We start from the raw sequence: 16,888 nt of genomic DNA, 5'->3' as shown, positions 1-16,888 counted from the left end.
GTATCGTTACTCACTGAGTTGTCCTTATGTGAAGAATATCGCCCCTGAACGGCGAGGAGAGTGCAGCACGCGGTAACGGGTTGCATCCCAGTCGTGGTCTTCCTGCTGGGTATCTACGTCGTCCGGGTTTTTGCTGTCGCGAACCAGCACGGGTATGCGGCTAATCCAGCCACGACAATGCTCGAAAACGTAAAAGGCAGGCTTCTCAGGGATGCCAGATTCCAGCTTCTTACCTTCAACTACAGCCTCAAGCATGTCAGCGAATACCGAGGCCCCGTTTACTCGCGAGCCAGGCTTCTTATTGGCCTCAAGCCATTCGACACCCTGATTTTCCATTTTCTGACCGATCGATAACTCATCGTCACCAGTATTGAAAATGGCGCTGTCAGCCGGGCCCGGAATAACTTCCGAGCATATTCCTGGAACAATGTTTAGCTGGCCCTGCGTGACTCCGTCGATCTGTATCTCTTCCGGCTCGTCGACATCTTCGCCCACCAGCCGCTTGTCAATCCACGCCACGCCTTTCGCGACGTTGGTGGATGACATATTCAGGCCTTTGTTCAGCTCATCGGGCGGGCAGCCATACCATTCTCCGATCAGGATTAACGTCCCTGCCGGCGGGCAGAACTGCCGACCATCAGGCAGCTCGGCGGCAGTGCCATCAGCCTGCGCCCACCAGAGATTAGAGAACGGCTTCGACTCACCCCAGTCATGGGATCTGTCGACGGTCCAGCTATCCGGTATGAGGAACGGCTTAATGACGTGCAGCGACTCATTCCATAGGTGGTCGAATCGCCCGCCACTGGTCACATCCCATGATCCCTCTACCCACGCTTTGCGCCGGTTCGGGTCTTTGATGGCCATCAGGGTAGCGATGTACTGTGGGTCAAGGTACGGGTTCTCTTTGAACGATCCGTGGATGGCCACGCGGGTCAGCGTGATTTCCTCTTCTCGTTCTGTCTGAGGGTTGAAAACCATTTGCCGGTCGCGCTGTACGGTTCCGCGCGGTGCTGGCTCAATGAAGCGTTTCTTTACCCAGGTATGCCCTATGCCGAACGGGTTGGTCGTGCTGAACGTCTCCAGCGGGATCGGCCTCAGCAACTTCCCATTCTCCAGCGGGTAGTTTTCAGGCCTGAACGATGAACGTCGGCAGGAGAACATCATTTCGTAGAATTCAGGTGACTGCTGTTTCGTCAGCTCGTTAAAGCCAATGAAAGGGAATTCCTGCCCGTGGAAATCCCAGTAGTCGTCCGCCTCTTTGCCGAAGCGGAAGAGAAGCTCCTCGCCAGTGGGCCACACCCATCGCAATTCGCTTGCAGATGACAGATAGCGTGCACCGTCGTTGAACAGGCGAAACATACGCTTCGACTGAGTGATGATGTCGGCAAGGTTCTTATATTCGGTGTCGAAGATGACGCCGCGCCAGAACGAGCCATAGCCCACGCCGACATTACGCCGGAATCTGGCTAACTGCGCAGCAGTCTTGCCCGGGCCGCGAGTGCCTTCGAACAGGATCTCATTACACGGGCAGCTCAGCGCCAGGGACTGAGATCCAGGCAGTGGCTTCCATACAGCTTTGTAATTCATCCACCGAGCACCCCGTCCTGTTGTTTCTGCGCTGCCGCCTCCCAGTCATCCACGTTGTCACTGGTTGGCACCAGCATGACGTTATGGGTGACCTCTTTCGTTTCAGCCTTATTCTCGATGCTGTACGCCTCACGCTCGAGACCAATCAGCGTCTTCAAGCTGTCGCTCAGGTCTTTCATTGATTTAACGCGGGAAGGCAGGCTGATCACTTTCTGATAAATTTCATTGAGCCGGTCCCGCCCTTTATCGTCGGGGTCAAACATGATGTCGCCCAGTTGCTCGAGCGCGCTTACATCTGCGCACTGCGCACCAAGTTCATCGAATAGCGTGTTGGTCAGTTCTCGAGCCCGGCGAATGTCACCCCTGTGCTCCATGCGTACCGTGGCAATTACCTCGGCAGTCGCCTCTATCAGTACGCGCTCGGTCAAAGTGCTTTCGTTGCGTACCTGTTTGCGTACCTCCTGTTTGCGTACCAGATCGTCAGCCTTTTGCTGAATCTTCGCATTGAGGTCACGCGACCAGTCGTCACGCTTGGCACGCTTACGGATAGCGCCTTCGCTGATACCGTGCTGTGACGCTATTTCTCGTAGGGACATCACTCCGGCCCGGTACGCCGTCTCGATGGCCTCCCAGTCCGGTTTGCTCATTCGTTACTCCGTTATTTGTTCTGCTGGCTGCTCTACAGGCTCAAACAGGAAGTCATCAATGCTGTCCTGGCTGAAGTAGCGCCATTTGCCGTTATCCATTGCCAGAGCGACATAGCCATTGACGATCTCAGGCTGGCTGCGGGTCATGAGCCCCGTAAAAGACTCTTTGGATTTTTTGGTGATTGTGATTCTGTAAACGGTAGCCATTTCGTTCTCCACGTGTTGCAGCTGTTGCCCTGCTTCTCAGAAGTGCTTAGCCACTTACGGCTTACCCGTCAGCAAGATGTGATCACCATCCTTGCGGGGTTACACAGATCATTATCGAAGCCCCTCAGTGAAGAGCTTCTGTAATGAATCACAACTTAACAATGTGCCCTGTCAGTTCTTCGAACTTGTCTCTGCCGACCGAATTAAGCAGCGTTACAAAGCAACATGCCAGGATGTAAAACAGCGATGTGAATACCCATCCGGAGTAAGACAGCATTACGAAGATGGCCGCCATAGTCACAAGTCCAATGAACTTTCTGATCGCGCCCTTGCGCTTGTAATAGTCCTTCAGAGGGATTAACAGCTTGGCACGTTCCATGGGGTCACTCTCTTTCCCGGCCATGAATACAGCCACAAGGAACAGAGGCGAAATGAAGCATGCAAGAGCGATGATCGCCCAGTATGCCGCCACGACGATGCTCATCAGTGAATGGTCGCCCTGTAACGTAGCGTAGACCAGCAGGCCAAACAGCCCCCAGACCAGAACGAATACAAAAGCAGTAGTCATCAACTTCTTCATAATTCACCTATAAGTTGCGAGCCTGTTCGCATAGATAAGCCGCCCCGAGAGATAACGATTTATCTCAGGCTCGCTTCCTATAGGCTCTCGGTTGGCAATGCGCTGCGATGCGCATAAAAAAGCCCCGCGGATGCGAGGCTGTGAGAATTTGCTACGGTTAAAGTCCAGAGGAGAGACTGTGTCAGAACCTCATGGATGAGGCTCTATTTCCCCTTGGTCTGCTTATCCCATTCCTCGCGGAACTTGGATGGGTTGTCGAAACCTTCACTGCACTGGTTGGTTTTCGTCACTTTGCCCCCGATCCTTTTGTTTTCTGGCAGTTCGCCTGCCACGCTTTGTTATGCGCGAGGATGTCGCGCTTCGTCTGGCGGTCAAGAACATCAATGTCGTGATCAGTAAGGTAGATTGGCTTTACCCAGTCACAGGCTGTATCAACCGCCACCGGGACGCTTCCACGTGTCACGCAGCTCGCGATCAACATCGTCATCAGGCATGCGGTTAACATTCTGCTGTACATTGCTGGCCTCTTTCGTTGCTTCTACCCGGCGTTCGGCTGCTGACTCAATGGCTGCGGCCTTTTCTTCTGTGCGCTGCCGGTCTGCTTTTACTTCAGCCTGTTCACGTCCGCGCAAACGGCCCACACCAAACGCACCAAGCACCATCAGGATCGTAACTCCGATTGCCGCCAGTACAGATTTGAGTGTCGTCATAGGCTCACCCGCTCGCGCATCCAGCCATAAACAAATGACTCGTTAGCTGGCCGCTGTTCTGCCAGCTCAAGATAACGCTGGCCCTGGCTACAGTTCAGTGCGCGAAGCAATACGATTTCCCCTTCGCCGCCTCGTTTCTCCAGGAAGGACTTTAGCGCGCTGATGCTACGTGGGCCGATTTGCCCGTCGGCGATCAGATCCGGATAGAACTGCTGCTGGTTATTGAAAACGTTCAGCCAGCGCTGGAACCATTTAACCTGCACCGATGGACCCATGTTCACACCGGTATCGCAAAGTTCGGCGGCAATGGAAGGGGATACTTCTGCCACCTGGTCAAAGCGAGGGCCATACCAGTAATCAGACTCAAGGATCGCCAGAGCCTGCTCACGTGTAAGGTTTTGCATATCACCGGTATAACCATGCGCGCGGGCAGTTGCCTGAGTAATTCCCCAGTTCGTTGGTCCGCCCTTATCATTCGGGTGATCAACATAACCGCCCTCTTTGCCGAGGATGGTGTTAAAGATATCGTCTTTAGTCATGGCTATTCCGTAATGACGACCTTCGCCAGGTTCCCGCGTGCCAGCCACACCGCCATGCAGATGACGGAGTTAAGCAGCAGATCTCCGAGGTTAACCTGTACGTAGTGGCCGAGTAGAATGTTGAAGGCGTTGAATCCGGCGGCAAGAATGACCAGATAGGCCAGCACCGCGACACTCAGGCGATGACGCTTTCCCTCCTTCCGGAAAAACATCAGCCTGACCATGATTAACAGGCAAACTATGGCGTTTGCATCCATCAGAAGAAGCTGCCATGTCATTTATCTTCCTCCCCCAGCCCCGGCATCTTCCCGCTTTTGGATTTGCGGAGAATACGCAGCAGGACTGCCACGGAAATGGAAGCAGTGACAATTGCACCGACAGCTGGCGATACCTCAATGCTGGCCGGTGGCTTCATCAGGCTTAACGGCGTGTTGATGATTCCGGCCATGATTTTCGCCATGGGTACGGAGAAGAACACACCACTGATAAACGATATCAGCGCAAAGATAGCCTGCTTCCAGAGTTGATGGGGATCTGAGGTCAGAACGTATAGCGCCGTTCCGGCGAGTGATCCGAGCATCACTGCTGGAGTCGCCTCCGGAAACAGCGTGGCAAAGGTTACACCGACTGATGACGATGTAAGACCAACGCCTACGATAGTGAAGGTCTCAGACATATTTATTCCGTGTGTAGTTGGTTCAGGCCCTCGGGACGATTTAACAAGTAGGCGTGTCGAGGATGTTTCCCGGGACCTGAAAATAAAAAAGCCAGCGACAGGCTGGCAATGTGAGGGTAAGGCAATGTCGGCTCTCTGGCCGAAGGTCCCAGGTAGTGGGTTTGGTTTGTGGTGGCCGGCGCTGATCTCCGGCTTGCTGCGACTGCCTACAGCGGGCTGCGTGGCCACACCGAATCCAGCGAAAGATTCTTGCCCTTGCGCATCAGCCTGCGCATTCACCACAACGGACAGAGCACTGAGCACTTCGCGCCAACTCCATGCTGCTGCGTGGGTTGGGTTATGAGCCCTTCACGCCAATGCTCTTTCCTGTTGTGCACTCCGTTTCGTGGAGCGGACGGCATAACGTATTCGCGAATTCAGTTATGCACCTGATGCAAGATAAAGCCGCCGCGATGACGACTTGTTTTGCAGATGGCTCGCCTGGCCGGATTCGAACCAGCGACCAACCGCTTAGAAGGCGGTTGCTCTTTCCTCTGAGCTACAGGCAAATAAAAAGCCCCGCACAATGGCGAGGCTTGGCATTCATTCATGTCACACACAACAACGGCAACATATACGATTTATTCTGCTCATTTGTTCATTGAAAAGCAAGCGTGTTGTGAGGCTTTTTTGCAATTTTCCTCACATTTTCGCGATTGTTAAACGCATTTTGAAGCGGTTGGTATAAACAGAACAATGAAGCATTGATGATTTGCTTCACCTCTCTACGGACTGTCGAGATGCTTGGGTGTTTGTACTGATTGCCGCCACGCGTCTTCATAAGGCGAGGCTTACTTACTGCATGCTGCCATGATGCAATTCGGATCTCGCTGGAGTTGCAGACGTAGTAGGCGAAGATAACCCGCCAGGCATTTTCATCCACATTCTTCAGGTAGTGGCGAATGACAGCATCAATGAGCATCCCGTCATCATCACTACATACCGGCCGTGATGCTTGCTGGGGCTCGACGTTAGCCATGAATCTGGCAATCATGTTGATCATCGCTTTATCAATCTTGCCGGTCTGGCACCATGCGCCCCACAACTGGAGCCACTGGTCTACCCATTGATGCTGGTCGTTGGTTAATTCCAGTTTCATTATGCGGCTTCCTTCTGAGGCTGGTTGGTTTTGGTCTGGCTGTGCTTTGCTACTGGCGGCAGGTTGGCGCGCTTAACGCTTTCTGCCTGGTACCGGAGAAGTTCTGAAAAATTCATAAGTCCTCCCGGCCCGGGTGAAGGCTTTTCAGCATTTGGTACTTTCTTTGAAACCGAATACCTTTGCTGATTGCTGAGAACTGAATGCGACATTTTTTGTAATTGATATGACTGATAATGCCCATCGCGATCAGCGGAATGAGGTAAAAGGCCAGCAGAAATAAAGACTCAAGTTTCATGCGCCCTCCCGCTGTTTCAGTGCTTTGAGCTTGGCGCGGTATTCATCGCGGATCCGAATGAAATCTTCACGGCGGTAGTTGGTCATTTCGTGGGGACCGTTGAGCCAGTCGACGTAATCCTGCCCATAACGAGCGACCAGGCCCGCTTCGTAGTGCTGCGCGACAGCGGCCTCCTTGGCGGTATACTTCCCAGCCCCGGCATTACACGATTTGCACTGCTTATGGGCGTTGCGTTCTTCAAAGCGCAGCTCAGGGTTGGCGCCGACCGTTTTGAAGTGACCGCAGTCCCATTGGCCGCCGTGCAGATCAGGCGGGTTGGCCTCGCCGCAGCTGATGCACGGAAAACCAGCATCACGCGCACGGATGTAGGCGTTGAATGCCTGCTGAGCCTGCGCCTTGTAGTACCCGGCAGGCCGTAGCTCTGCCAGGCGTTCCTTGCGGCGTTTGCGCCCGGCCTTCTCTGCATCTTTCTGCTCCTTGATTCGCTTAGCGGCGGCTTTCACCTTCTCCTTCTCGCGTTCTTCCATCGCGAGGATTGTGCCGTGCTCCGGACTGCACCAGCGGATCCGGATGTCGTGGAATTTCGGCTCGAAGTATTCACCGCATACTTTGCATTTACGGCGGGATGGTTTACGCATGATTCCTCCGTGCCGCGAGACGCAGCCATTTCTGATCCACCAGGCGGGCGGTGTAGCCTTTCAGAGTCGGAATATCCGACGGCTTAACCGCGGCCTTACGCTTGCGGCGCGCCGGAACGTTGAAGATGTGATTTGTGATGACGCGTGCGAGAGGATTACCCACGGGAAACCCTCCACTCTTGCGCCCAGGCAATGCGCTTACTGGATACCTCGGAGAACTTCACGCCGCGGTCGGTTCCGAACCAGTAAATCGCCTCGATCACGTCGACCATGTAGCGTTTGCTGGATTTGGATGTGCGGACGCCGAAATAAACGCGGCCGCCGTTGATGCCCGGCGCGGATTTCTGTTCCTGATCCTGAGTCTGGTTTACGAGAACGGTGATTAGGTCCTTCCATTCTTCGCGGGTCAGCTTTTCGCCGTGCCAGACAACCTGGTCAGACAGGTCTTTCAGTAGCGGCCACATCAAACGATTCTGCTTATCGGTGCGGGTCTCTTCCCGGGCCTCGACCACCATCGGCGCGCGAGGGTTTACCGGCAGGGTGCGAATGTACGCAATGAGGTTCTCTTTAACGGTGTCGTTGACGATGCAGTAGTGCTGTTTCATGCGCCACCTCCGAGAGGTAACGCAGAATGCAGAAAATCGCAGGTGCATTTCTGCATCTGTGACAAGGTGAGGAGTTCAGATTGTGGTCGCATTTAAGTCCCCTTAAATGCGCAGAAGTCACCAATGGGTGTTCAGGCCATCAGCAAAGAAAGTATGGACGGTTGATTCAACAAAATCAACTGAAGAGAAAGGCCTCCGAAGAGGCCTGATTGTTATGCTCGAATGGAGCAGGCATCATCCAAGATATGGCTTCTTCCAGTCCTCGCTGGTAGTAAGTCTTTCGATGGCAAGCAAAATAGGCAGATTGGATTCGTCTGTTTGCTTCATGATTTCCCAGTGAAGTCGTTTTAATTCGTGAACCAGCTGGTCTCTGTTTGTTTCCGCATCATTGCTGGCAAGCATCAGACAGCACTCGCCAACAATGCGACACGCTTCCCGATACAAGTCTTCTGACAGCTTCGCATATTCTGACATAAGCAACCCCTCCACCATGAAGGGGTTTTATATCACATCAGTTAGCATCCTGCCGCTCAGCTCTCCGCGCTTCAGCGTCGTGATATCCTTGCATGTAAGCATCAGCTAAGGCTGGGTCAATACCTGCCTGAATAGCGATTTCGTCGTTATGCTCAGGCTCTCCAGTTGCCTTTTTCGCGTGCTCACGAATCTGCGCGATTAGCTCCTCCGCATTAACCTCAAAGCACTTCAGAGTTTCGCATCCGCCAACCTTGGCACCGGAGATTCGGCACCCGCCATCATCGTTGCTTACGCAGAGGGAAAGGCCTCCAGCCTGATTGTGAGATATTTCGACATAAACATTCCCTGGCTTCAAATTAGACATTTTTAGCCTCCTGCTGCGGCGCTGCTGCAATCATGGCCCTGTATCCTGCTGCATGTCCGTGCCAGTTGGCGACCTCTGAAAGCCACGCATTCATCATTGCCTGGGTTGGCTCAGCAGGAAGAATCACCCAACCATCCGGAATCACCGGAGAGTTGCCATCGGCTAATTTCCTGTTCAGCTCCAGCGCCACCATAGCGATAGTCGATGTTGTTGGTGAATGCATGTGCGGATTGCTTGCCACAGCCTCCAGCCATACGACATCGTTGAAGCGATCGAAGTCGAACTCATCCGGCAACTTGTAAGCCGTCGTTACAGGTTCGTCACCCTGAAGCATGGAGGCGCGGCGTTCCCAATCAGCTATTGCAGTTGAATGCTCCATGGAGTCATCGCTCCACTCCGCATGTGCGCATTCGTCTGCTGCATCAGCCGCCTTCTTCGCTATCGCTAAAAGCTCAGACAGAAGCGAATCAGATACCAGCGCTGGCGGGGTTGATTTGCTGGGAACGTAAAGTTCTTCGATATTCTCAGCCAGTACCCTCTCAAAAGCGACACCCAGAGATTCCTGAGTAGCGATGAAGTTGCTTAACTTACTATCCGCTTCGAGTGATGCCAGCGCGATACGCGCCAGCTCCAGTTCAATTGACCATGTGCGCTCTTTGAGGGGCTCTAACTCTCCAGCCAGCATCATCTCTGCAAACTCAATACGCGCGTGCGCAGAAGCGATAAGCTGTTCTTTGGTGAAGGTGATCATGATGCACCTCCTTTACCGGCTGCGGCGGACTCCAACTCATTGATGCGATTGCGAAGGGCTGCTATCTCCATCTCGGCAGCATCAGCATAATGAACGTTTGAATGCTCTTTAAGATGCCCGCACGCCATCATGAAACCACGGTGATGCTCGCGGTTAGCTCGGGCAATCTCTTCTTCGATGCGACGGTCTTTGGCTTCCAGCTCATCCAGCAGCGCCAGCACGGTGGCGGGGTTAGCGGCGGCGATGAACGCAGCGTCACGCACTTCGTTTTCACTGAACACCATGGCTATTTGCTCATTGTTCACGCCATCAGTGGAGTAAACCTCATCGTCGAACTCAACAGCCCACTGACCTTTCGTAGCCTTTTCCGCAGCTTCTCGTAATGCGCGTTTGTCGATGTTGCTCATTGGGCGGCCTCCTCGCAGACGTGTATTTCTGGCTCATCAGCCTTGTAGTAACCGCCGCAGATTGTGCATGGCACCACCTGGACTTCGTCGTAATGAGAGGTTCCTGTAATCATGACTGCACTCCTTTGCGAAGATTGTCGGCGAACTCGCGTGCATCATCACCGCTGATATCTGCATGCATCTCTTTGGTGAGCATCTCTACACCCTGCGCCCGCACTTCAGCCAGGAAAGCGTCGGTCGCTGGGGTTTTTAGCCCATCTCGCAATTTTTTATATGCGCTCAGCATTGCCAACTCCGGCACTTCATCAGCGCCCGCCTGATAAACATCAAGCGCCTCCATCATCAGCTTACTGAATGGTGCTGGCTCCGATTTTTTCAGAAGCGCATTCTCCGCAGCCAGTGCCGCGCATTTTGCTTCCAGCTCTTCGTATGTTGGTTTCATGCGGCAGCTCCTTCAAATTGGTAAGAAATTTTAATTCCCAGCTTTTTAGCCATGGCATGCTCAGCGACGGCACCTTCCGACTCTTGCCACCCATGCAGCATGTGAATGGCGTCGGCGCAGCGAAGCATCGCCAGGCAGATGTCCATATACTCACGCTGAGATAAACCATCCGGGAGCGTGGCCGGATTTAATGCCACATGACCACCTGATAACATCTGCTGTGCTACTGCGTTAAACATCGGACGGTTGTAGTTTTCGTAACCCGTCATTGGTCCTGCGATGTAAATTTTCATACCCCTTCCCTCCCCCAAACCATCAATACTCGCTTCATAGCCGCGCTGTTGCGGCACTCCTGGCAGATCACGTTTGCCTCTGTACGCTGCACCAGCTTCGAATTTCCCTTCGGCATGGCCGGTATGGTTTCCGGTGCGTATTTCATGCCGTAGCTGGTCAGACGATACAGCCGCTGGCCGTGCTTACCTTCGAACTCGATCAGGCCGTCTGCAAACAACGTACTTAACGGGCCGGAAATCTTTTTGGTGGTCATGCCGATCATGCTGGCAATACGAGCACTGTTCAGGCCCGGGTTATTACGCAGGGCTGCAAGAATCTGCCCACGAATGGTTATGGTCATCAGAATCCCCCTTTCTTTTTCGGCTGCTGCTCACGCCCGCGGCGTTCTGCGGCGGCGGCCTGCTGATCTGTGTCGTAAATTGCCCCGTTGTTCTGATTGCAATAAACCGTTCCGGCACTGCCGTGGCGGTTGAGTCGCAGGATTAACTCGGTTTCTCCCGGCGGCACGCTGTCATCGAAAGCACCTTCCCGGTGGATACCAACCCAGTAGTCGCAGTCCTGCTCAATCTGCCCTGTGTCGCGGGAATCACTCGGCAACGGGCGTTTATTCACTCGCTTCTCCAGTTCGCGGTTGAGCTGGGTCAGCAGCACGACGACGCAGCCAAGCTCTTTGGCGAGATTCTTCAGACCTTTGGTGATCATCCCGTAGGCCAGGTCATTACGGTCGGCTTTTTCGGCGGTCATCAGAGTCAGGTAGTCAACCAGAATCATTCCTACGCAGCCCTTCTCGCGCTTGATTCGGCGGCTTTCGCTAACGATGTGCGCCAGTGACAGGCCAGGAGTATCGTCGATGTACAGCATGTCGATTTCACTCAATCGCCCGGCGGTGGCGATCGCCTTCTTAAAGTCGCCGTCGTAATCGCCCTGGTACTGGTCATCGGCGTCATCCGTGGCTGGCATGTAAAAAATGCTCGGGTTAACTCCAGACTTCTGACCAACCAGTTTTTCGAGGATCTGGTCGCCTGGCATTTCCAGGCTGAACATCAGCGCTGGCTTTTTCTCACGAACCGCGCAGTTGATCGCCATCTGCCCGTACAGGGTTGTCTTGCCCATCTTTGGCCTTGCGCCAATCACGAACAGAGAGCCTTTAACCAGACCTTTCGGCGCCAGCAGTCGGTCGAGTGACGGGATACCGGTACTCATGCCGCGCTGTTCGCCTGAAGGGTCAAAGCGTTTCTCCAGATCTGCTACCCAGTCATCCATAACCTCGCCAAACGATCTCAACCCACGGCGACTACCGGTTTTTGAATGGTCTGCGAGCTGGGTGAAAATACCCTGAATGGCCTCGTACTTCTGCGTAGCGCTCATGCCGTTACGGGAATACAGCAGCTCAGTAGCTTCGGTCAGGCGGCTGATACCGTAGCGCTCCATTGCGGCTTCCCGGACTGACGCAGCGTATGCCACGATGTTTGCAGCGCTGGGAGTGTTCTTGGCTATCTCCGCCAGGTAAGCAAAGCCACCTACCTGCTCCGCGAGCCCTTTGCCTTCAAGCGCGTCGAACAATGTCAGACCATCGACTGGCTTGTTGTCGCGGAACATCTGGCGCATCTCGGCAAAGATCAGCTGGTGAGGTCGGCTGTAGAACGACTCAGGCTTGAGCATCGCCAGAACCTTCTGGACTCGCTCGCTGTTGTCATCATCCAGCAGCAGGCCACCGATAACGCTCTGCTCTGCTTCGAGGTTTTGTGGTACAGCCATGAAATCAGCGGTCATCACGATCCCCCTCGCGCACTTCGATGTAGAGCTTTTCGGTCAGGAACTTATCGAATTTCATGCGGCGCCAGGTCTTCCCGGATTTCTGGTCTGGTCGGTCTTCAAGCATCCAGCGGCAGTTCTGAGCGATGTAGCGCAGATAGCTTCTGAAACCGTCCATATCCATCGGCTTGCCGTCCAGGTTGCGGGCAATCTTGTTAGCCTTACCCCAGAAGGTGCGGATTAGATTGCGTCGCTCATCAGTGAGGCATCTCCATCCCCGGGCTTCAGGCAGTTCGTCTTTCAGGCATTGCCATACTTCATCGCATGACAAACGGGACTTTTTCTCTTCAGCGGGTTTCTGGTCATTTGCGACATACTTACTACCGTTAGGTAGTAAGTTATTTAATATATTGTTATCTGTGGACACTGGCTGGACATCGGCTGGACACTCCACCTCCACAGGCATTGGTACGACTGCGTTTGGGCTGGACACCGGCTGGACATCGGCTGGACAAAAATTTGACTGATATTCGTCATATTTGACCACTTTTAGAACAGTAAAACGGTTGTTTGATTTGGTGGTGATCATGCCCAGATTCTGGAATTTACGGAGCAGTGATTTAACGCGATCAGCGGTCAAACCCGTTTCCATTGCCAGCGTGTTTCGCCCGGTAATGAACTCTCCGCGTTCGCAGATCACATCGCCGACATCAGTCGATACCAGTGTCTGTTCGTGATTAGCGCGCAGGAGCAGGTGAACCCATAAATGAGCCGCCTCAGCGTCCTTATAGAACGGCACATCCATAATTTTACGGTGCAGCAAGGCAAACCCCTTACCGTCATTCGTGCGCGGTTTCTGGAGCCTTCTGGCCTCTCTGGCTTCGGCTAAATTGGATACGTTACCCACGGCCATTCTCCTTACGTTTCAGTTCTTCCAGGATGGCGCGCATCTTCTCTGCCACAATCGGGTTAACCGAGCGGATGAAGCGGTCGCGGGTTATGTTTTTATGTACAGCGGTATGGTAATAGCGTGGATTTTTTGCCATTATTCCTCCTGCAACTACTCTCGTTTTTGCACCAGAAAGTCGGCTCTGTTCGCGCAGACCGGCTTTCGCCATTTCTATAGTTCTCACATAACCCCCAGCATCGAAGTGACCATGGCCATCAGCGGAGCGGTCAGATCCGGGTCGACACGGAACATCTCTACAATCCCCTCACTGAGTTCCTTGAGCTTCTGGTGACGCGGGGCGTTCATCGCAACGGCCACTTTCGCCTCGCTCGTTTCCTTCTCAAGTCGAGCTAAGCGGGACATGAAACTGTCCTCTGGAAGAAGTCGATGGCGATACTCCAGCGGCAGGACGGACATGATTGCCGGCGCCAGCTGGCGAATGTTGTTGGTCGCATATTCGGTGTCTCCGTCGATCCAGCGGAACACCTTCTGCATCTGGCGGTGTGAGTCAGTCGGGATATCCAGCCCGGTGCCGCCGGTTGCCCGCCACTCTTCAACAATCAGAGCGGCGACAAATTCACGGCTGCGGCAATCAGCTGCCCAGGCGCGTACGGCTGCGCGGATCCCATCGATGTTTAACGCCGAGGAATCAGGTTCCCGGCGATTCTGGTAAATCATCGCCGTTGGCGAAAATTTGTTACCTTGTTGATACGCAAGTGAATGCATTGCTTTCCCTTTCGTGGTTAGAGCCGCCGTTAAGCGGCTGTTGTTTTATTCGGCTCATCGCCAAAAAGAAGCCATTCAGGTTCACATTTGAGAGCCCGAGCCAGCTCAACCAAATAACGTGGACGCTTAGTAGTCCCGGCCTCGATGGCCTGAAGTGATTGCTGTTTCATGCCAGCCAGTTTTGCTAACTGGTCCTGAGACAGATTCATCTCTTCACGTTTTTGCTTGAGGCGTTGAGAAATTGTTTCCATATCACCTCCACAGTTTTATCTGTATTCTGTGACAGTTATTTCTGTTTGTCAATTACAGTTTTAACTGTGATTATCAAGGCATACAGAGAGAGGGATTTATGAGCCTTGCGGATCGCGTTAAACAAAAAAGAATTGAGCTGGGATTAACCCAGACAGAAGCTGCTGAGAAGGCCGGTATTCGGCAGCAGTCATGGCAGAGCATTGAAGATGGGAAAACTCTCAAGCCACGTAATATAATTGGAATAGCCAAGGCGCTTAAATGCGACGCCGATTGGCTAATGAACGGCGGCGCGTTTATGCCGATGGCAGAGATCAACAGCAGGAGAGTTCCGTTGATAAGCTACGTACAGGCAGGAGCCTTGGCTGAGAAAAACCCTATCGAGGCTTTCGATGGCAGCCTTGAATACATACTTACTGATCTGGATGTGTCCCAGCACACCTTTGCGTTGCGTATTGAAGGCGACTCAATGGAACCAGATTTTAAGGCTGGTGACGTTATTATTGTCGACCCTGAGGTAGAACCCACGCCTGGGGAATTTGTTGTTGCGAAGAACGGCGGAACACAGGCAACCTTCAAAAAATACCGCCCGACATGGGTAGACCCTCTCGGCTGCCAGCACTTTGAACTGGTCCCACTCAATGACGACTACCCTGTCATTAACAGCGATCACCAACCTTTAACCATTATCGGTGTAATGATTGAGCACCGTATTTACCGCCGCAAACGCTAAAACCCCCTCTCAAACGTCTAATCAAACCGGCTAATGCCGGTTTTTTTTCGTCCTTACAAAATAAATTACTCATAAATACAGAAACATATGTTTCGCACGCTATTAAATACAGTTTTGTCTGTTGACGATAATACAGTTTTATCTGTATCTTTAATCCATCGAAACGAAACATCGACAGCTGAGCGAAGTTAGCCAGCGGCGGACAGCAAGTCGCCTGCTTTTTAATAACATGCAAAGTCGGAACAGCACTCGGTAATCCTGTTTAGACCCCAACGCACAAAATGCGGCGTATCACCGGCGGCGAACCGGTCGGTGAGAAGGCTACCCCCTCGCGAGAGCGATAAAGGCGTGGGAACGGGCAACACTGACGGGATGAGAGGTGCGAAGCGCAAACAGATTTATTCCAGTCCATTCGAAGTGAGTGGGTTGGGCTGAATCACAGAATCTTTCACGCCCGATTGGGCATCACGTTCAAATGGCTAGCCGCTGCCACCCTTTTCGACGCGGCGCACCGTATCGGAGGAGTTATGTAACAGGTAACAGTGACGACTGAAAACCAACATTCAGCCCCGGATTATTCCGGGGCATACAGTGGAATGTTTTGGGGTGTGGTGGGCAGCTGATTCGTGATGCTCGCGGATCAATCCGGTCCACGAATCCACCACACCGACCAAAGCATTTCTCCCACATCAGCGGTTAACTACAGAGGGTAAGGCGATGGCATGTAAGTGTTTCACAGAAGTTAAGGAAAGGATGATAGAGCGCGTCAAAGAGGCACTTGGTGACGCCGTTCATTCGATGGATGAGTGTGATTTTGGTAACCGCGTTTGGGTTCTCGAAAAAGGCGACTATTGCCAAGTAATGCTCCCATTCAACGTGCGATATCGCAAACGCAAGAAAAACGGGGATCCGGAGCAGCGCCTAACAAACGCTGACACCAAACTCGCAATTAATTACTGCCCGTTCTGCGGGGCAAAGTTCGAAGGTAAAGCCGCCTAACCAGCGGCTTTTTTCATACCTCACCGTTCTCTATGAGTGCGGTTAGTTATGACAACCGGCGGCCATCCACCGCCCATTAGCGCAGAAGTCTTGTTTAACGTTCGGCGGCGCGGCCTTAAGCGCGGAGATGATTATGAGCAAAGAAAATCATGGCGGACCAGCTTTTCCGCACATAAGAAAGACGGTAGCCCCAGGTGTGGAAGAGGTTATTACCAATGGTGGTATGTCGCTACGCTACTACTTCGCGGCTAAGGCCATGGCTGCCATTGTGCGCAGATGGGACGGGCATTCGTTTGGTGGAGGCCCTGAATCACCACAATACAAAGAATTAGCCGAAGATGCGTATCACATTGCCGACGCAATGCTCCGCGCTCGGGAGGCATCATGACAGTCACCCATAACGGCAAGCAGTACACCGCCAAAAAGCTCAACGATAACGAGTGGCAGCTGACGTCGGTGTCGGCACCGCGGGAAAAACTGGTGCTGAACCGCTGGCAGATGCATATCGCTGGCCTCCTGGAACAGGTTGAGGTGAAGGTATGATTGGAATGCACTACGGCACCGCATCAGTGCCACGTAGCGAGGTTTTACCGGGAACAATGCTGCAACACCACGGCAAAACTTATCGCGCCTCTGCGAACGTTGAGAAAGGCCTGTACGCCTTCAACATCTTCGAAAAAACCATCATCAAAAGTGATTCCGTCGTTGTGCTGCTGAATGAGCGCGGCGAGCCGATGGTTCACTGATATTAACCACCCTATTCAACCGATCGGCCTGGCTTTTTGCGGGCGGGATCTGCACATCCAAATTTCAGGAGTTCAGCCATGAACGCATACCTCACTTACGACCGCATCGAAGATCGGCTATGGGTTGAGCAGCAGCTCGACGACGAGAAAGAGAAGTGGATCGGTGACCGGGCGCAGCAAATCATCGACATGATGCCAAAAGAACCGTCCGGCCTCTTCCACTTCACGATCCCGATTGACTCCAGCCCGTACGAAGGGCTTCGCAGCGATAAAGCTGGCGAGGCGTACAACGATTTCATTTCTGCAGTTGCTTACGCCCAGGCGGAATACGACTGGGAACACCGTACCGGCTGCCCGTTTTAATTTTTGAGGGGATT

General features: G+C 53.1%; 32 protein-coding genes, 1 tRNA gene and 1 pseudogene. 6 read left to right on the top strand and 28 right to left on the bottom strand.

What is annotated here, in order from left to right:
- Positions 1-24: 24 nt before the first annotated feature.
- The 28 genes and pseudogenes from SK62_RS07855 to SK62_RS07730 form a co-directional block, all read right to left on the bottom strand.
- The gene (locus SK62_RS07855; protein WP_048249430.1) at positions 25-1,587 is read right to left on the bottom strand and encodes a terminase; all 1,563 of its coding nucleotides are present in this window, start codon (positions 1,585-1,587) and stop codon (positions 25-27) included.
- A complete protein-coding gene (locus SK62_RS07850; protein WP_048249429.1) occupies positions 1,584-2,234 on the bottom strand; it encodes a hypothetical protein in 651 nt (216 codons plus the stop codon). Before SK62_RS07850 ends, SK62_RS07855 begins: the two co-directional genes overlap by 4 nt.
- 3 nt (positions 2,235-2,237) lie before the next feature.
- Positions 2,238-2,441 carry a hypothetical protein gene (locus SK62_RS07845; RefSeq protein ID WP_048249426.1) on the bottom strand — a complete coding sequence of 68 codons (204 nt, stop codon included), beginning with the start codon at positions 2,439-2,441 and terminating at the stop codon, positions 2,238-2,240.
- A gap of 148 nt (positions 2,442-2,589) precedes the next feature.
- Positions 2,590-3,021 (bottom strand): hypothetical protein, encoded by a 432-nt coding sequence (locus tag SK62_RS07840; RefSeq protein ID WP_048249425.1) that lies wholly within the window; start codon positions 3,019-3,021, stop codon positions 2,590-2,592.
- Positions 3,022-3,307: 286 nt separating this feature from the next.
- Complete coding sequence (locus tag SK62_RS07835; protein WP_048249422.1) at positions 3,308-3,502, bottom strand: hypothetical protein; 195 nt, start codon at positions 3,500-3,502, stop codon at positions 3,308-3,310.
- The gene (locus SK62_RS07830) at positions 3,453-3,731 is read right to left on the bottom strand and encodes a hypothetical protein (RefSeq protein ID WP_048249420.1); all 279 of its coding nucleotides are present in this window, start codon (positions 3,729-3,731) and stop codon (positions 3,453-3,455) included. The genes SK62_RS07835 and SK62_RS07830 overlap by 50 nt, the downstream gene beginning before the upstream one ends.
- Positions 3,728-4,270, bottom strand: a complete 543-nt coding sequence (locus SK62_RS07825; protein ID WP_048249418.1) for a glycoside hydrolase family 108 protein — start codon at positions 4,268-4,270, stop codon at positions 3,728-3,730. Before SK62_RS07825 ends, SK62_RS07830 begins: the two co-directional genes overlap by 4 nt.
- 2 nt (positions 4,271-4,272) lie before the next feature.
- Positions 4,273-4,548 (bottom strand): phage holin family protein, encoded by a 276-nt coding sequence (locus SK62_RS07820; RefSeq protein WP_001514184.1) that lies wholly within the window; start codon positions 4,546-4,548, stop codon positions 4,273-4,275.
- Positions 4,545-4,946 (bottom strand): putative holin, encoded by a 402-nt coding sequence (locus SK62_RS07815; RefSeq protein ID WP_001514183.1) that lies wholly within the window; start codon positions 4,944-4,946, stop codon positions 4,545-4,547. The genes SK62_RS07820 and SK62_RS07815 overlap by 4 nt, the downstream gene beginning before the upstream one ends.
- A gap of 472 nt (positions 4,947-5,418) precedes the next feature.
- Positions 5,419-5,494, bottom strand: a tRNA-Arg gene (locus SK62_RS07810).
- A gap of 89 nt (positions 5,495-5,583) precedes the next feature.
- Positions 5,584-6,084 carry an antiterminator Q family protein gene (locus SK62_RS07805; RefSeq protein WP_048249416.1) on the bottom strand — a complete coding sequence of 167 codons (501 nt, stop codon included), beginning with the start codon at positions 6,082-6,084 and terminating at the stop codon, positions 5,584-5,586.
- Complete coding sequence (locus SK62_RS23160; protein WP_131663530.1) at positions 6,084-6,200, bottom strand: hypothetical protein; 117 nt, start codon at positions 6,198-6,200, stop codon at positions 6,084-6,086. The genes SK62_RS07805 and SK62_RS23160 overlap by 1 nt, the downstream gene beginning before the upstream one ends.
- The gene (locus SK62_RS07800) at positions 6,197-6,379 is read right to left on the bottom strand and encodes a hypothetical protein (RefSeq protein ID WP_048249414.1); all 183 of its coding nucleotides are present in this window, start codon (positions 6,377-6,379) and stop codon (positions 6,197-6,199) included. Before SK62_RS07800 ends, SK62_RS23160 begins: the two co-directional genes overlap by 4 nt.
- Positions 6,376-7,017 (bottom strand): recombination protein NinG, encoded by a 642-nt coding sequence (locus SK62_RS07795; RefSeq protein WP_048249412.1) that lies wholly within the window; start codon positions 7,015-7,017, stop codon positions 6,376-6,378. The genes SK62_RS07800 and SK62_RS07795 overlap by 4 nt, the downstream gene beginning before the upstream one ends.
- Entirely contained in the window at positions 7,010-7,180 is a 171-nt protein-coding gene (locus SK62_RS07790) for a NinE family protein (protein ID WP_048249410.1), read from the bottom strand. The genes SK62_RS07795 and SK62_RS07790 overlap by 8 nt, the downstream gene beginning before the upstream one ends.
- On the bottom strand, positions 7,173-7,622 hold the full coding sequence (locus SK62_RS07785) for a recombination protein NinB (RefSeq protein WP_048249408.1): 450 nt from the start codon (positions 7,620-7,622) through the stop codon (positions 7,173-7,175). The genes SK62_RS07790 and SK62_RS07785 overlap by 8 nt, the downstream gene beginning before the upstream one ends.
- 234 nt (positions 7,623-7,856) lie before the next feature.
- Positions 7,857-8,096, bottom strand: a complete 240-nt coding sequence (locus SK62_RS07780; RefSeq protein WP_048249901.1) for a DUF2767 family protein — start codon at positions 8,094-8,096, stop codon at positions 7,857-7,859.
- 37 nt (positions 8,097-8,133) lie between these two features.
- Positions 8,134-8,460 (bottom strand): hypothetical protein, encoded by a 327-nt coding sequence (locus tag SK62_RS23155; RefSeq protein ID WP_237425830.1) that lies wholly within the window; start codon positions 8,458-8,460, stop codon positions 8,134-8,136.
- Positions 8,453-9,211, bottom strand: coding sequence for a hypothetical protein (locus tag SK62_RS23150; RefSeq protein ID WP_053071409.1), 759 nt, complete (start codon positions 9,209-9,211; stop codon positions 8,453-8,455). Before SK62_RS23150 ends, SK62_RS23155 begins: the two co-directional genes overlap by 8 nt.
- Before the next feature lie 17 nt (positions 9,212-9,228).
- Positions 9,229-9,618, bottom strand: a pseudogene (locus SK62_RS22150) (ead/Ea22-like family protein); the annotation flags it as partial.
- A 109-nt stretch (positions 9,619-9,727) separates the two neighbouring features.
- Positions 9,728-10,060, bottom strand: coding sequence for a hypothetical protein (locus tag SK62_RS07760; protein ID WP_232959141.1), 333 nt, complete (start codon positions 10,058-10,060; stop codon positions 9,728-9,730).
- Complete coding sequence (locus SK62_RS07755) at positions 10,057-10,353, bottom strand: DUF4406 domain-containing protein (RefSeq protein ID WP_023303592.1); 297 nt, start codon at positions 10,351-10,353, stop codon at positions 10,057-10,059. Before SK62_RS07755 ends, SK62_RS07760 begins: the two co-directional genes overlap by 4 nt.
- Entirely contained in the window at positions 10,350-10,694 is a 345-nt protein-coding gene (locus SK62_RS07750) for a winged helix-turn-helix domain-containing protein (RefSeq protein WP_048249406.1), read from the bottom strand. The genes SK62_RS07755 and SK62_RS07750 overlap by 4 nt, the downstream gene beginning before the upstream one ends.
- Positions 10,694-12,127: a DnaB-like helicase C-terminal domain-containing protein gene (locus tag SK62_RS07745; RefSeq protein WP_048249403.1), complete on the bottom strand. Its 1,434-nt coding sequence runs from the start codon at positions 12,125-12,127 to the stop codon at positions 10,694-10,696. Before SK62_RS07745 ends, SK62_RS07750 begins: the two co-directional genes overlap by 1 nt.
- The gene (locus tag SK62_RS07740; protein WP_023294192.1) at positions 12,117-13,016 is read right to left on the bottom strand and encodes a hypothetical protein; all 900 of its coding nucleotides are present in this window, start codon (positions 13,014-13,016) and stop codon (positions 12,117-12,119) included. The genes SK62_RS07745 and SK62_RS07740 overlap by 11 nt, the downstream gene beginning before the upstream one ends.
- Positions 13,009-13,155 carry a hypothetical protein gene (locus tag SK62_RS23040; protein WP_164724265.1) on the bottom strand — a complete coding sequence of 49 codons (147 nt, stop codon included), beginning with the start codon at positions 13,153-13,155 and terminating at the stop codon, positions 13,009-13,011. Before SK62_RS23040 ends, SK62_RS07740 begins: the two co-directional genes overlap by 8 nt.
- Before the next feature lie 83 nt (positions 13,156-13,238).
- Positions 13,239-13,784, bottom strand: coding sequence for a toxin YdaT domain-containing protein (locus SK62_RS07735; RefSeq protein WP_048249401.1), 546 nt, complete (start codon positions 13,782-13,784; stop codon positions 13,239-13,241).
- A 29-nt stretch (positions 13,785-13,813) separates the two neighbouring features.
- Positions 13,814-14,035, bottom strand: a complete 222-nt coding sequence (locus tag SK62_RS07730) for a helix-turn-helix domain-containing protein (protein ID WP_017693164.1) — start codon at positions 14,033-14,035, stop codon at positions 13,814-13,816.
- A gap of 98 nt (positions 14,036-14,133) precedes the next feature.
- On the opposite strand from SK62_RS07730, the gene SK62_RS07725 reads away from it, so the two are divergent.
- The 6 genes from SK62_RS07725 to gamL all read left to right on the top strand — a co-directional run bounded on the left by SK62_RS07725 (position 14,134) and on the right by gamL (position 16,874).
- A complete protein-coding gene (locus SK62_RS07725; protein WP_017693163.1) occupies positions 14,134-14,766 on the top strand; it encodes a LexA family protein in 633 nt (210 codons plus the stop codon).
- Positions 14,767-15,519: 753 nt separating this feature from the next.
- Positions 15,520-15,765, top strand: coding sequence for a hypothetical protein (locus tag SK62_RS07720; RefSeq protein ID WP_048249399.1), 246 nt, complete (start codon positions 15,520-15,522; stop codon positions 15,763-15,765).
- Between the two features lie 133 nt (positions 15,766-15,898).
- Positions 15,899-16,153, top strand: coding sequence for a hypothetical protein (locus SK62_RS07715; RefSeq protein ID WP_048249397.1), 255 nt, complete (start codon positions 15,899-15,901; stop codon positions 16,151-16,153).
- Positions 16,150-16,308 (top strand): hypothetical protein, encoded by a 159-nt coding sequence (locus SK62_RS23030; protein ID WP_023330205.1) that lies wholly within the window; start codon positions 16,150-16,152, stop codon positions 16,306-16,308. The genes SK62_RS07715 and SK62_RS23030 overlap by 4 nt, the downstream gene beginning before the upstream one ends.
- On the top strand, positions 16,305-16,511 hold the full coding sequence (locus SK62_RS07705; RefSeq protein ID WP_001752704.1) for a cell division protein FtsZ: 207 nt from the start codon (positions 16,305-16,307) through the stop codon (positions 16,509-16,511). Before SK62_RS23030 ends, SK62_RS07705 begins: the two co-directional genes overlap by 4 nt.
- Positions 16,512-16,589: 78 nt before the next feature.
- The gene (gene gamL / locus SK62_RS07700) at positions 16,590-16,874 is read left to right on the top strand and encodes a host nuclease inhibitor GamL (RefSeq protein WP_048249395.1); all 285 of its coding nucleotides are present in this window, start codon (positions 16,590-16,592) and stop codon (positions 16,872-16,874) included.
- The last annotated feature ends 14 nt before the right edge of the window (positions 16,875-16,888 follow it).

This window comes from Enterobacter sp. BIDMC109 (assembly GCF_001037885.1).
GTDB lineage: Bacteria > Pseudomonadota > Gammaproteobacteria > Enterobacterales > Enterobacteriaceae > Enterobacter > Enterobacter hormaechei_C.
Note: the sequence above shows the minus strand (reverse complement) of the source record. Positions and strands in the feature narration are given on the sequence as shown.

Bases quoted from the DNA above. Each gene is read 5' to 3' on its own strand.
- SK62_RS07855 (WP_048249430.1), bottom strand. From the start codon at position 1,587: ATGAATTACAAAGCTGTATGGAAGCCACTGCCTGGATCTCAGTCCCTG.
- SK62_RS07850 (WP_048249429.1), bottom strand. From the start codon at position 2,234: ATGAGCAAACCGGACTGGGAGGCCATCGAGACGGCGTACCGGGCCGGA.
- SK62_RS07845 (WP_048249426.1), bottom strand. From the start codon at position 2,441: ATGGCTACCGTTTACAGAATCACAATCACCAAAAAATCCAAAGAGTCT.
- SK62_RS07840 (WP_048249425.1), bottom strand. From the start codon at position 3,021: ATGAAGAAGTTGATGACTACTGCTTTTGTATTCGTTCTGGTCTGGGGG.
- SK62_RS07835 (WP_048249422.1), bottom strand. From the start codon at position 3,502: ATGTTGATCGCGAGCTGCGTGACACGTGGAAGCGTCCCGGTGGCGGTT.
- SK62_RS07830 (WP_048249420.1), bottom strand. From the start codon at position 3,731: ATGACGACACTCAAATCTGTACTGGCGGCAATCGGAGTTACGATCCTG.
- SK62_RS07825 (WP_048249418.1), bottom strand. From the start codon at position 4,270: ATGACTAAAGACGATATCTTTAACACCATCCTCGGCAAAGAGGGCGGT.
- SK62_RS07820 (WP_001514184.1), bottom strand. From the start codon at position 4,548: ATGACATGGCAGCTTCTTCTGATGGATGCAAACGCCATAGTTTGCCTG.
- SK62_RS07815 (WP_001514183.1), bottom strand. From the start codon at position 4,946: ATGTCTGAGACCTTCACTATCGTAGGCGTTGGTCTTACATCGTCATCA.
- SK62_RS07805 (WP_048249416.1), bottom strand. From the start codon at position 6,084: ATGAAACTGGAATTAACCAACGACCAGCATCAATGGGTAGACCAGTGG.
- SK62_RS23160 (WP_131663530.1), bottom strand. From the start codon at position 6,200: ATGAATTTTTCAGAACTTCTCCGGTACCAGGCAGAAAGCGTTAAGCGC.
- SK62_RS07800 (WP_048249414.1), bottom strand. From the start codon at position 6,379: ATGAAACTTGAGTCTTTATTTCTGCTGGCCTTTTACCTCATTCCGCTG.
- SK62_RS07795 (WP_048249412.1), bottom strand. From the start codon at position 7,017: ATGCGTAAACCATCCCGCCGTAAATGCAAAGTATGCGGTGAATACTTC.
- SK62_RS07785 (WP_048249408.1), bottom strand. From the start codon at position 7,622: ATGAAACAGCACTACTGCATCGTCAACGACACCGTTAAAGAGAACCTC.
- SK62_RS07780 (WP_048249901.1), bottom strand. From the start codon at position 8,096: ATGTCAGAATATGCGAAGCTGTCAGAAGACTTGTATCGGGAAGCGTGT.
- SK62_RS23155 (WP_237425830.1), bottom strand. From the start codon at position 8,460: ATGTCTAATTTGAAGCCAGGGAATGTTTATGTCGAAATATCTCACAAT.
- SK62_RS23150 (WP_053071409.1), bottom strand. From the start codon at position 9,211: ATGATCACCTTCACCAAAGAACAGCTTATCGCTTCTGCGCACGCGCGT.
- SK62_RS07760 (WP_232959141.1), bottom strand. From the start codon at position 10,060: ATGAAACCAACATACGAAGAGCTGGAAGCAAAATGCGCGGCACTGGCT.
- SK62_RS07755 (WP_023303592.1), bottom strand. From the start codon at position 10,353: ATGAAAATTTACATCGCAGGACCAATGACGGGTTACGAAAACTACAAC.
- SK62_RS07750 (WP_048249406.1), bottom strand. From the start codon at position 10,694: ATGACCATAACCATTCGTGGGCAGATTCTTGCAGCCCTGCGTAATAAC.
- SK62_RS07745 (WP_048249403.1), bottom strand. From the start codon at position 12,127: ATGACCGCTGATTTCATGGCTGTACCACAAAACCTCGAAGCAGAGCAG.
- SK62_RS23040 (WP_164724265.1), bottom strand. From the start codon at position 13,155: ATGGCAAAAAATCCACGCTATTACCATACCGCTGTACATAAAAACATA.
- SK62_RS07735 (WP_048249401.1), bottom strand. From the start codon at position 13,784: ATGCATTCACTTGCGTATCAACAAGGTAACAAATTTTCGCCAACGGCG.
- SK62_RS07730 (WP_017693164.1), bottom strand. From the start codon at position 14,035: ATGGAAACAATTTCTCAACGCCTCAAGCAAAAACGTGAAGAGATGAAT.
- SK62_RS07725 (WP_017693163.1), top strand. From the start codon at position 14,134: ATGAGCCTTGCGGATCGCGTTAAACAAAAAAGAATTGAGCTGGGATTA.
- SK62_RS07720 (WP_048249399.1), top strand. From the start codon at position 15,520: ATGATAGAGCGCGTCAAAGAGGCACTTGGTGACGCCGTTCATTCGATG.
- SK62_RS07715 (WP_048249397.1), top strand. From the start codon at position 15,899: ATGAGCAAAGAAAATCATGGCGGACCAGCTTTTCCGCACATAAGAAAG.
- SK62_RS23030 (WP_023330205.1), top strand. From the start codon at position 16,150: ATGACAGTCACCCATAACGGCAAGCAGTACACCGCCAAAAAGCTCAAC.
- SK62_RS07705 (WP_001752704.1), top strand. From the start codon at position 16,305: ATGATTGGAATGCACTACGGCACCGCATCAGTGCCACGTAGCGAGGTT.
- gamL (WP_048249395.1), top strand. From the start codon at position 16,590: ATGAACGCATACCTCACTTACGACCGCATCGAAGATCGGCTATGGGTT.